This window comes from Tsuneonella troitsensis (assembly GCF_001441535.1).
GTDB classification, from domain to species: Bacteria; Pseudomonadota; Alphaproteobacteria; order Sphingomonadales; family Sphingomonadaceae; genus Tsuneonella; species Tsuneonella troitsensis.
This window is the reverse complement of the sequence record NZ_LMAU01000002.1, coordinates 617,030-627,702: the sequence shown is the minus strand read 5'-3', so window position 1 is coordinate 627,702 and position 10,673 is coordinate 617,030. Positions and strand designations below refer to the sequence as shown.

Sequence of the window (10,673 nt, the reverse complement as noted above, 5' to 3'; positions counted from 1 at the left end):
GGGTGGAAAGCTGACATTGAGCGGCACAGAAAGAGCGCGTAGCATCTGATCGGGCGCTTCCTGCTCTAGGAAAGAGCTGCGGTTGCACCACGGGGAATTACCGGTGCAACAAGCTCCGGAGTCAGTTGGGGAGATCGCGGCATGAGAATCCAGTCACTTAGCTTGGCGATTGCCACAGCCATGCTATACCTTCCGGTCACGAGTGCTGCATCCTCCGCACACCATGGTTCCGTGGGCGGACTCGACCATGTTCTCATCTGGTCTCGCAACATCGACCAGATCACGTCGGTCATGGCAGTGAAGCTGGGCTTTCAGGTGCGGCCGGGCGGTGATTTCGGCGACGGTGTCGCCAACCGGATTATCCCGTTTGCCGATAGGTCCTACTTAGAGTTGCTGTATTTCACGCGTCCCGAAGTCCAACTGACCGACGAGGTGCGGAAGCATTATGCAGCGACCGAGCGCGGCGCGATGTCAAACATGTTTGCGTTGGAAGCGAACGATGTCGACGGAGTGGAGCGCCAACTTGAGAGAGAGGGCTGGGACCTCGCCCCAAGCTCGCCGATGACTTACGATCCTGATGGCGATGGACCGCAGCCGCCACGCGAGAGCATGTGGAGGACGGTAGGGTTCAAATCACCGCCGTTGGCCGGAGCTGATCTGTTTTTCATAAAATATGCGCCGGGAGCATCGGCACCAGTCGATCAAGCTGACCAGATTGTTTTCAGACGACACCCGAACACGGCGCAACGAATCTCGGCAGTTTGGCTTCTCGACGCCAATGCCAAGGTCACAAGCGACCGGCTTTCTCGCATGGGCTTCAAGCGGACCGGAGAGGTCAGCCTGCCAGAGCAGGGCCTGCGCGGCTTACGTTTCGATTCAGGCGGCGAGACAATTCTCGCTCTCGAACCATTAGGCCCAGGTCCTGCCGCTGACGCCCTCAAGGAAAGAGGGCCTCACATTTACGGAATCAGCATTGCCGTAACCGACGTCGGCCAAGCTCGCCGAATTTCCGAATGGGGCTATGGCCGAGAGATGAAACGTTATCAGGGACTGCTAGGCGATTCCTTTGCGGCTCCGACGACCGCGGACTTCGGCTTTTTAGTGGAGTTTCACCAGCTGGCACCGCCTCGATAAGAACAGCATCCCGCCCGTCGCTGGCGGAGTCTGGCTAATGTCCGCGATGGGGTCGTGAGCGGCTGGTCGGCTTTCAGGTCGCCCAACACTCGGCAACTTCGGCACGTATTGGGGTGGGAAGCGGATTCGAGTGACAGGCTGAAGCCATTCGGCAACCTTGAGCGCCAGCAATCGGACGGTTCAGGGCTGATCAACCAAGCGTGCGGCATCCGCCCTGGTATGGAGAGATTGAGCCTTACTCTTGTGCTTTGCGCGGCAACCGTTCTCGCAGCGCTCACCCCGCTGGGCATCGCCGCCGCGGCTACCCCGGCGGCCGACGAATGGTCCATCGGGCCAGTCATTCGGGGGCGTAACTACTCCGTCGGCATGCCTCGAACGCTCGCGCCAGAGCCTGACGGGTCCAGTTTCCACTTTCCTTATCCTTCCCGTTCCGCCGGCCACGTCCATGCTGTGACCGTTCCCGTACACTCCCTCGCTGGTGCAAAGCGGATCACGCTGACTTATCGTATCGATGCGGCGCCCGGCGTGCGCTTTTATGGCCAGGAGAATGGTGGACCCGGCTGGCTGTCGCTGTTCATCCAGCAGCGTGGCGACAACTGGAGCGCGAAGGGAAGATACGCGACCTATCGGTGGTACTCGCCCGACGAGCGCATTGAGACGCTCAAGCGCGGTGTGCACACGGTTTCTGTGGAGCTCGACGAGGAATGGAATGCGGTCGTCGCTTGGAAGCGGTCAGCTAACCCCGCTGCGTTCGAAGCGGCGTTAGCGAACGCCGGCAACATCGGGCTAGTTTTCGGCTCGACCTCAGGGCTTGGCCATGGCGTCTATGCCACCGGGCCCGCCAAGTTCACAATACTGGATTTTCGGGTCGACTGATTTTGTCGCGGCGATGGAATGTCCGCTTTGGGGTCGTTAGCGGACTGACAGCTTTTGGCGTCGGAGCATACGAAATCGACATTTTCCTACCTCCAAAGTCTTGTGCCAAATCGCGCTCGTGGACCCCTCGCGCGACTTCTCGACATTGCGATTCCAGAGCAGCCGAAGCGGATGTGGCGGTTTTGTCGCTGGACACTGTGACAAGTGTGACATGCCCTCGGCGGCCTTCCCCTTTTCACAAGCCGCGACTATAGGCGCGCCAGCCCCCCGATGAGCGACTCACCCGCCCTTTATCTGCCCACCGACTGGCGCGACTTCCTGTCGTTGACCAAGCCGCGCGTGATGAGCCTGGTAATCTTCACCGGCTTGTGCGGCCTGCTGGCGGCTCCGGGCTATATCCACCCGCTGATCGGCTTCGTCGCGGTGCTGTGCATCGCGATGGGAGCGGGCGGCGCGGCGGCGCTCAACCAGTGGTGGGAATCCGATCTCGACGCCGGGATGAAGCGGACCGCCAAGCGCCCCATTCCCGGCGGGCGCCTGCGCAAGGACGATGCTCGCGATTTCGGCATGATCCTGTCGGGCGCGTCGGTGATGATCATGGGTGTGGCCGTGAACTGGCTCGCCGCGATCATCCTCGCGCTGTCGATCGTCTATTACGCGGTCGTCTACACGATCTGGCTGAAGCCGCGCACGCCGCAGAACATCGTCATCGGCGGCGGTGCCGGGGCGTTTCCGCCGATGATCGGCTGGGTCGCGGTGACCGGCGACATCACGCTGATGCCGGTCCTCCTGTTCGCGATCATCTTCATGTGGACGCCGCCGCATTTCTGGGCGCTCGCGCTGTTCGTGCAGATCGATTACGCCAAGGTCGGCATCCCGATGATGCCCGTGGTGAAGGGCGAAGCGAGCACGCGCCGCCAGATCCTGGCCTATTCCATCCTCCTGCTGCCGATCGCCGCGGCGCCCTGGTTCATCGGCGGGACCGGCGCGGTCTATGGCGGCGCGGCGGTGCTGCTCAGTCTCGTTTTCCTCGCGCTGGCCGCCCCCGTGGCGATGCGCCGGGCGGAGCCGGGTGACGGCATGAAGCCGGAAAAGCGCCTGTTCGGTTTCAGCGTGCTCTACCTCTTCGCGCTGTTCGCCGCACTGGTTGCGGACCGGGCGTTTTACGGGCAGGGCGCGTTCGCATGAGCACCCATATGACTCCCGACGAAGAGGCCGAGTTCAAGCGTCGCCGCAAGGGCCGCAACACCGCGCTGGCGCTGGTCCTGTTCTTCTTCGTGTTCCTGTTCTACGCGATCACCTTCGTTCAGTTCGGATAGACCCGTGGCCAGCATAGCCCCCCAGTCGCAGGCGCTTCGCCGCAGCAACGCCAAGGTCGGCATCTATGCCGGCCTGCTCGCGTTCGCGATGCTCGGGATGGGCTATGCCGCGGTGCCGCTCTACCGGATCTTCTGCCAGGTTACCGGATTCGGCGGCACAACCCAGCGCGCCAGCCTGAGCGACGCGATCGCCGCGGAATTCGCCGGCGCGCGGACGGGCGGAGCGACCGTATCGGTCCGCTTCGATGCCAATGTCGATCCGGACATGCCGTGGACCTTCCGGGCCGAGCAGGTGACCGAGACCGTCAAGCTGGGCGAGCGGCAGATGGCGTTCTATTACGCGAAGAACAATTCCAACGAGCCGGTGACGGGCACCGCCAGTTTCAATGTTTCGCCGGTGCAAACCGGGCAGTACTTCAACAAGATCCAGTGCTTCTGTTTCACCGAGCAGACCCTCCAGCCGGGTCAGGAAGTGCAGATGCCGGTGCTGTTCTTCGTCGATCCGAAGATCCGCGATGACGAGAACGCGGCGAACATCGAACAGATCACGCTCAGCTATACTTTCCACCGCACTGAACCGACGAGCTAAGACCCCTCTGGACCACGCCGCAGAGGCGCTCTAAGGGCAAGCGCAAATCCGTTCGAACAGGGATCAGTTTCCTCATGGCCGGCGCCAAGAATCACCAGTATCACATCCTTCCGCCCGACATCTGGCCGCTGGTCGGCTCGCTCTCGGCGCTTACCTTCACCAGCGGCTTGGTGCTGTTCATGCACCGGGAATCGATGGGTGGCTGGCCGATCGTGCTGGGCCTCGGCATCGCGGGCCTGATCGCGACATTCTTCGCGTGGTTCTCGAACATCGTGCAGGAAGCGCAGGCGGGCGATCACACCCCGGTCGTGCAGCTTCACCTGCGCTATGGCATGATCCTGTTCATCGCATCGGAAGTGATGTTCTTCGTCGGCTGGTTCTGGGCGTTCTTCGACTTCGCCCTGTTCCCGAGCGAGCTTTCCGAAGCGATCGGCGGGCAGTTCCCGCCCAAGGGGATGGAAGTCCTCGACGCGTTCGACCTGCCGCTGCTCAACACGCTGATCCTGCTGTGTTCGGGCACCACGGTCACCTGGGCGCACCACTCGCTGATCCACGGCGACCGCGAGGGCCTCAAGAAGGGCCTCTGGCTCACGATCCTGCTGGGTGCGCTGTTCACCTGCATTCAGGCCTACGAGTACTCGGTCGCACCGTTCCCGTTCGGGACGAACACCTATGGCTCGGCGTTCTACATGGCGACCGGCTTCCACGGGTTCCACGTGCTGGTCGGCACGATCTTCCTGATCGTCTGCCTCGTGCGGACCTACAAAGGCCACTTCACTCCGCAGCAGCACTTCGGCTTCGAAGCGGCGGCGTGGTACTGGCACTTCGTGGACGTGGTGTGGCTGTTCCTCTTCATCGCGGTCTACGTCTGGGGCGGATGGGGCGCACCGGTCCACTGATGGACCGCGACGCTTCGGGTTCACCGTCCGAAACACCGAAGGGGCAGCCGGGTATCGCCCAGGCTGCCCTTTTCGGTCTCTGCCCGCAATGCGGAGAGCGCACGCTGTTCGCCGGCGTCGCCCGGTTCGCCGCCGAATGCCCCACCTGCAAGCTCGAGTTCGCGAAGTTCGACGTGGGCGACGGGCCGGCGGCATTCCTGATCCTGCTGATCGGCGGCTTCGTCGCGATGCTGGCGATCTGGCTCGAACTCGCGGCAGAACCCCCGTTCTACGTCCACGCGCTGCTGTGGATTCCGCTCGCAACGCTGCTGACGCTGGGCGGACTCCGCGTTGCCAAGGCGGCGCTGCTCGCCAGCGCCTTTCGCAACCGCGCGGGTGAGGGGCGGTTGAAGTGAAACGCCCGGTCCCCGTTATCGCGACGCTGGTCGTGCTGGTCGCAATCGGCACGATGATCGCGCTCGGCTTCTGGCAACTCGGCCGGATGCAGGAAAAGGAGATCGAACTCGGCCGGTACGCGAGCGCCAGCGCGATGTCGGCCGAAGTGCCGTGGCCGGCGGGTAAGGCCGATTACGAGGGCGCATTCTATCGACGCTCGCGCGTGGAATGCGTGGCGGTGGAGAAGGTCGAAACGGTCGCGGGTCATTCGGCCTCGGGCGAGACGGGCTGGGCGCACATGGCCCGCTGCCGATTGGCCGATGGCGGGATGGCGGACGTAGGGTTAGGCTGGTCGCGCAACCCGCAGGCAATGGAGTGGGCGGGCGGCCAGGTCGGCGGGTTCGTAGGCCCCTATCGCGATGGGGTGAAACTCGTCGCCGCTCCCCCGCAGGCTGGGCTCGAGCAGCTTGCACCGCCCGATCCGCGCGACATGCCGAACAACCACCTGTCCTATGCGGTCCAGTGGTTCCTGTTCGCGCTGACGGCGCTCGTCATATATATCCTGGCCGTCCGGAAGAAGTGGCGGGCTACGGCGGCGTAAAGCGGCGCTTGCTTGCCGCTCGCCATTCGCCCCGCTAACCGCCTGCCACGATGGAATACGTCTCCACCCGCGGTGCCGCACCGGTCCTCGATTTCGAAGGCGTGACGCTGGCCGGCCTGGCCAGTGACGGCGGCCTTTACCTGCCGCGCGAGTGGCCGAGTTTCAGCCATGACGAGATCGCGGCGATGCGCGGGCTCCCCTATGCCGAGCTGGCTGCGTGCATCATGGCCCCCTTCGTCGGCGACAGCGTTACGCCGGACCGCCTGCTGGAACTGACCCGCGCGGCTTATGGCCGTTTCGCGCACGACGCGGTCACCCCGCTCGTCCAGCTCGACCAGCAGCATTGGCTGCTCGAGCTGTTCCACGGCCCCACACTCGCGTTCAAGGACGTGGCGCTCCAGCTGCTCGGTCTGCTGTTCGAGGAATTCCTCGGTCGCTCCGGCGGCAACCTGACCATCGTCGGCGCAACCAGCGGCGATACCGGCAGTGCGGCGATCGACGCGGTGGCGGGTCGTGAGGGCGTCGAGATATTCATGCTGCACCCGCAGGGAAGGGTCAGCGACGTACAGCGGCGGCAGATGACGACCGTCCTCGCGCCCAACGTGCACAACATCGCAATCGACGGTTCGTTCGACGATGCGCAGGCCATCGTGAAGCGGATGTTCGGCGACCCGAACATGACCGGGCGTTTCCGGATCAGTGCGGTCAATTCGATCAACTGGGCGCGGCTGATGGCGCAGGTCGTCTATTACTTCGCGGCGGCGCTGCAATTGGGTTCGCCCGATCGGAAGGTCGCCTTCAGCGTGCCGACCGGGAATTTCGGGGACGTGTTCGCGGGCTATGTGGCAGCGCGGATGGGACTGCGGGTCGAGCGGCTCATCGTGGCCACCAACGTGAACGACATCCTGCACCGGGCGCTCTCGTCGGGCGACTACTCCGCCGGATCGGTCACTCCGACCGCCGCGCCCAGCATGGACATCCAGGTATCGTCCAACTTCGAGCGACTGCTGTTCGATCTGGGCGGACGGGACGGCGCGGCGATGGCCGAACAGATGCGCGGCTTCGAATCGTCGAAAGCGATGCGGCTGACCAACGCCCAGCTCCAAGGCGCCGCCGCGCTGTTCACCAGCGCGCGGGTCGAGCCCGACGAGATGACCGCCACGATGCGGCGCACGCACGAGGATTGCGGTCAGACGATCGATCCGCACAGCGCGATCGGCCTCCATGCCGCGCGGTCGAGCGGAATCCCGGCCGCCGTGCCGGTCGTCACGCTGGCGACGGCGCATCCGGGCAAGTTCCGCGATGCGGTGGAGCGCGCCACGGGCCAGCGGCCGCCGCTGCCCTCGCGCGTCGGCGACCTGTTTGCGCGCGAGGAACGCTACCACGAGTTAGCCGGCACTTACGAGGCCGTTCGCGACTGGATCGCCGAACGCGCCACTCCGGTCGCCTGATGGCCACGCTCGTCGATACCCCGCTGTTGCTGGCGGGCGAAGCATGGGCCGACTACGGCCTCGTCGACAGCGGGAATGGCCGCAAGCTCGAACGATACGGCCCCTACCGGTTCATTCGACCCGAACCCCAGGCGATGTGGTCGCCGCGTTTGCCGGATTGGCAGGCGGCCGGGGAGTTCGTCCCCGGAAGCGACGAGGACGGCGGAGGCCGCTGGCAGTTCGACGCGCCGGTGCCGCCCGCTGGCTGGCCACTGGCGTGGAACGACGTCCGGTTCACGGCCCAATGCACGCCATTCCGCCACCTCGGCTTCTTTCCCGACATGGCGCCGGTCTGGGAATGGATGCGCGGTCAGCTCGCCGGCAAGGCAGACGCGCAGACGCTCAACCTGTTCGGTTATACGGGCGTCGGCACTCTGGCGCTTTCCGAATGCGGTCCGGTGACGCACGTCGACGCGAGCAAAAAGTCGGTCGCCCAGGCGCGCGAGAACGCCGCGGTGTCGGATACGACCGAGCGCCCGGTCCGCTGGCTGGTCGACGACGCCGCCAAGTTCACCGCGCGCGAAGTGCGCCGCGAAAGGCGCTACGACGGGATCATCTTGGATCCGCCCAAGTTCGGCCGCGGTCCGGATGGCGAGGTCTGGCGGCTAGAGGATGGGCTGCCGGGCCTGGTATCCGATTGCCGCCGGCTGCTCGATGCCGACAGCCGCTTCCTGTTCCTCACGGTCTATGCCGTGCGCATGAGCAGCCTGGCGCTGGGCGGGCTCCTCGCTGAAGTGTTCGCTGACCTCCCCGGAACGATCGAGCATGGCGACCTAGCCATGCGCGAGGAAGGCGAGGGCGGGCGACTGCTCCCCACCGCGATTTTCGCGCGCTGGTCGAATCCGGGGTAAGGGCGCTCACATGGCCGATTCGCTGATCCTCGAAGTCGACGACCTGGAAGTCGATGTCCTCACCGGCATCTATTCCGAAGAGACGGGCAAGCCGCAGCCGCTGCGGATATCGATCGCGGCGACCCTGAAGGCCGCCGACCGCTACGAACCCGATACGCATCTCTCGGCGAGCAAGAACTACATGGACCTGAAGTTCGCGGCGACCGGGGCCCTGCCGCCCGGCGTGCACTTCAAGCTGATCGAAGCGGTCGCGGAGCATATCTGCGATACGCTGTTCGTGCAGGATCACCGGGTCGCGGCGGTCACCGTCAAGATCGTGAAGCTGGCCATCGCGGAAGCGAATGAGAAGATCGGCGTGACTCTTACTCGTGAGCGGCGCTGACCGTTGCTGGTTCGTGTCGGCCCCTTGCCCGATTCGCCACTGGATGCGGCGGGACACTTTCATGCTCAGGTGCTGCCGCGAATCCGCGATGTCGCGACAACGAACGATCACGTCACGGTCGCCTTTGGCCCGGCCGATCACACCCACCGCGGCTGGCGCCTTGCCGCGGTCCAGGGGCTGGCACGCGAGTTTGCGCCGGTGCGAATCAACGCAATTGCCGCACAGGGCGAAGCCGCGATCCTGGAGGCCGAAAGCTATCTCGCGCGATCACCGGGCGTGACGGGGCAATATCTCGTTCTCGACGCGGATGGCGCGGGCGACCCGCTTTCGTAATCGCGCCGAAATATTCCGACCGAGTTTGATCGAGGTCAAATCCCCATATCCCCGGACACCGTAGACCCTTCGCACCAACGAAGGAGCGTTTTCCATGTCCAGGCATCTGTCCCGCGAAATCGTCGCCCAGGCCGCCGAGGTCCGGTCCGAACTCCTGCAGCCGGTGACGGTCGACCGCAGCTTCGAACTGCCGACGGTGGTCTATGGCGTGACCGGAGGCCTGTATCTCGGGTTCATCGCGATCATGGCGCTGGGATTGTCCAACCCCGGCCTGGTGATCCCACTCGTGATCTGCACGATCTTCGTCGGCATGTTCTTTGCGGTGCCTTCGATCTGGACGCGAATGCGGCCCGACAATCCGGTCGCCCCGCTCGGCTGGGACCGGTTTCGCCAGAAAGGGATCGCGACGTGGACGGGGCACCTGAATGCGAGCGAAGCCGTAGTCCAGGTCCTGATGCTGCCCGTCCTGATCTTCGCCTGGGGCATCGCGGTGCTCGCGATAATTGCCCTGACGTAAGCCTTAGAGCTGTGCCAGCGCGGCGAGGCGCGCGGGATCCTTGAGCACGATCCCGCGCGCTCCGTCGCGCCGGATCAGTCGGTCGCGCTCGAATGCCGACAGACGGCGACTGACCGTTTCGATGGTAATCCCCAGCATCCCCGCCATCTCCCCGCGCGTAAGGGGAAGGTCGAATATGGGCGAGGGATGGCAAGACGAATCGCTTGCCCCGTGGGCAAAGCCCAGGATCAGCGCGGCGAGCTTCGATGCCGCATCGCGTTTGCCCGAAAGTGCGAGCAGATCGCGCGCCGCGTGCAGGTCTTCCTGGGAGCGGCGCAAGAGGGCGGTAGCCAAGGCGGGATAACGGCTGATCGCGCGTTCCATTTCGGCACCGGCGAAAACACACAGGGTGCTGTCGGTCAGCGAAACGACATCGTAATGGGCGAAGGGCGAAAACATCTCGCCCACGAAACCGGAGGGGTGGACGAGCGCGAGAATTCGCTCATCGCCCGCGGCATCAGTAGCGCTGATCTTCAACGCGCCGCTGATCAGCGTCGCGCAGGCGGAGGATTCGTCCCCTGCGGCGAACAGGGTTTCGCCGCGAGAGAGCGTGCGGGTGCGGCCGACCGATGCGAGCGCTTCCCTTTCCTCATCCTCCAGCACCGAGCACGCTGCGCGGTCGCGCACGGCGCAGGTGCTGCAGGCAAGCGCGGTCACAGCCGGCCGCGTAGCCTGGCAAGCACGGCGTCTTCCTCCGCGACGAGCGCCTCCACGTTGCTGCGCACCGATCCGATCGCTTCGCGCGGGCCGGGCTCGATCGTCGAATCGACCCACAGCGAATCGAGGTCCGCAAGGTTCACGGCGACCCGGCTGCGAATCGAATCGAGATTCGCCAGCGCTACCTGGGCTGCTGCCCAGCTATCGGTGCCGATCGCCCCGGCGCCGCTTGCCAGTCGTTCGGTCGAAGGGACGGCAGATACGAATTCGCGGTGCGCCGCTTCGGCCTGCCGGGCATTCTCGGCCAGGCGTGCGGCGAGATCGGCTGTCGGGGTGATCGGAACGGGGGCAACCGGTGCAGCCTGCTCCGGAGTGAACGTACCTTCCACGCGCTCGGCCGGGCGTTGGGCCAGCGAGGGGTAGTCGCCCGACGTGGCACATGCGCCCAGGGTCAGGGCGATCGAAAGGACGGGAACCGCGCGTAGAATTTTCACCGAAGAGCCTTTAGCACGCGAACTGCGTCGCGAAACCATCTGCACGGGTCGAACCTGCAAACCGTGCCGCATTTCCTACTGGGGCGTTGACTTGGCGGGATCGTTCCCCTAACGGCA

Annotated in this window: 15 protein-coding genes; 13 read left to right on the top strand and 2 right to left on the bottom strand. The window is 64.7% G+C overall.

The genetic code is table 11. The annotated features are described in order from the left end of the window. The first annotated feature begins 180 nt into the window (after nt 1–180). The 13 genes from AR323_RS06725 (at nt 181) to AR323_RS06665 (ending at nt 9,366) form a co-directional block, all read left to right on the top strand. Complete coding sequence (locus tag AR323_RS06725) at nt 181–1,134, top strand: VOC family protein (RefSeq protein ID WP_057882603.1); 954 nt, start codon at nt 181–183, stop codon at nt 1,132–1,134. Nucleotides 1,135–1,242: 108 nt separating this feature from the next. Continuing rightward, on the top strand, nt 1,243–2,010 hold the full coding sequence (locus AR323_RS06720) for a hypothetical protein (protein WP_152980309.1): 768 nt from the start codon (nt 1,243–1,245) through the stop codon (nt 2,008–2,010). Between the two features lie 270 nt (nt 2,011–2,280). After that, a complete protein-coding gene (locus tag AR323_RS06715; protein WP_057883147.1) occupies nt 2,281–3,198 on the top strand; it encodes a heme o synthase in 918 nt (305 codons plus the stop codon). Further along, nucleotides 3,195–3,329 carry a hypothetical protein gene (locus AR323_RS15265; protein WP_268810500.1) on the top strand — a complete coding sequence of 45 codons (135 nt, stop codon included), beginning with the start codon at nt 3,195–3,197 and terminating at the stop codon, nt 3,327–3,329. Before AR323_RS06715 ends, AR323_RS15265 begins: the two co-directional genes overlap by 4 nt. Nucleotides 3,330–3,333: 4 nt before the next feature. After that, nucleotides 3,334–3,918 carry a cytochrome c oxidase assembly protein gene (locus AR323_RS06705; protein ID WP_083495263.1) on the top strand — a complete coding sequence of 195 codons (585 nt, stop codon included), beginning with the start codon at nt 3,334–3,336 and terminating at the stop codon, nt 3,916–3,918. A gap of 74 nt (nt 3,919–3,992) precedes the next feature. After that, nucleotides 3,993–4,817, top strand: coding sequence for a cytochrome c oxidase subunit 3 (locus AR323_RS06700; RefSeq protein ID WP_057883146.1), 825 nt, complete (start codon nt 3,993–3,995; stop codon nt 4,815–4,817). Continuing rightward, complete coding sequence (locus AR323_RS06695; RefSeq protein WP_057883218.1) at nt 4,817–5,212, top strand: DUF983 domain-containing protein; 396 nt, start codon at nt 4,817–4,819, stop codon at nt 5,210–5,212. Before AR323_RS06700 ends, AR323_RS06695 begins: the two co-directional genes overlap by 1 nt. After that, nucleotides 5,209–5,793, top strand: coding sequence for an SURF1 family cytochrome oxidase biogenesis protein (locus tag AR323_RS06690; RefSeq protein WP_235510478.1), 585 nt, complete (start codon nt 5,209–5,211; stop codon nt 5,791–5,793). Before AR323_RS06695 ends, AR323_RS06690 begins: the two co-directional genes overlap by 4 nt. A 50-nt stretch (nt 5,794–5,843) precedes the next feature. After that, entirely contained in the window at nt 5,844–7,244 is a 1,401-nt protein-coding gene (gene thrC / locus AR323_RS06685; RefSeq protein ID WP_057883145.1) for a threonine synthase, read from the top strand. Further along, a complete protein-coding gene (locus AR323_RS06680) occupies nt 7,244–8,134 on the top strand; it encodes a class I SAM-dependent methyltransferase (protein WP_057883144.1) in 891 nt (296 codons plus the stop codon). Before thrC ends, AR323_RS06680 begins: the two co-directional genes overlap by 1 nt. A 10-nt stretch (nt 8,135–8,144) precedes the next feature. Next, on the top strand, nt 8,145–8,516 hold the full coding sequence (locus AR323_RS06675) for a dihydroneopterin aldolase (RefSeq protein WP_057883143.1): 372 nt from the start codon (nt 8,145–8,147) through the stop codon (nt 8,514–8,516). 3 nt (nt 8,517–8,519) lie between these two features. Further along, the gene (locus AR323_RS06670) at nt 8,520–8,849 is read left to right on the top strand and encodes a Rossmann fold domain-containing protein (RefSeq protein WP_057883142.1); all 330 of its coding nucleotides are present in this window, start codon (nt 8,520–8,522) and stop codon (nt 8,847–8,849) included. Nucleotides 8,850–8,943: 94 nt separating this feature from the next. Beyond that, the gene (locus AR323_RS06665) at nt 8,944–9,366 is read left to right on the top strand and encodes a hypothetical protein (RefSeq protein ID WP_057883141.1); all 423 of its coding nucleotides are present in this window, start codon (nt 8,944–8,946) and stop codon (nt 9,364–9,366) included. Nucleotides 9,367–9,369: 3 nt separating this feature from the next. On the opposite strand, the gene AR323_RS06660 is transcribed toward AR323_RS06665, so the two are convergent. Beyond that, complete coding sequence (locus tag AR323_RS06660) at nt 9,370–10,032, bottom strand: Crp/Fnr family transcriptional regulator (protein ID WP_235510476.1); 663 nt, start codon at nt 10,030–10,032, stop codon at nt 9,370–9,372. A gap of 26 nt (nt 10,033–10,058) precedes the next feature. Continuing rightward, nucleotides 10,059–10,556, bottom strand: coding sequence for a hypothetical protein (locus AR323_RS06655; RefSeq protein ID WP_057883140.1), 498 nt, complete (start codon nt 10,554–10,556; stop codon nt 10,059–10,061). Nucleotides 10,557–10,673: the final 117 nt, after the last annotated feature.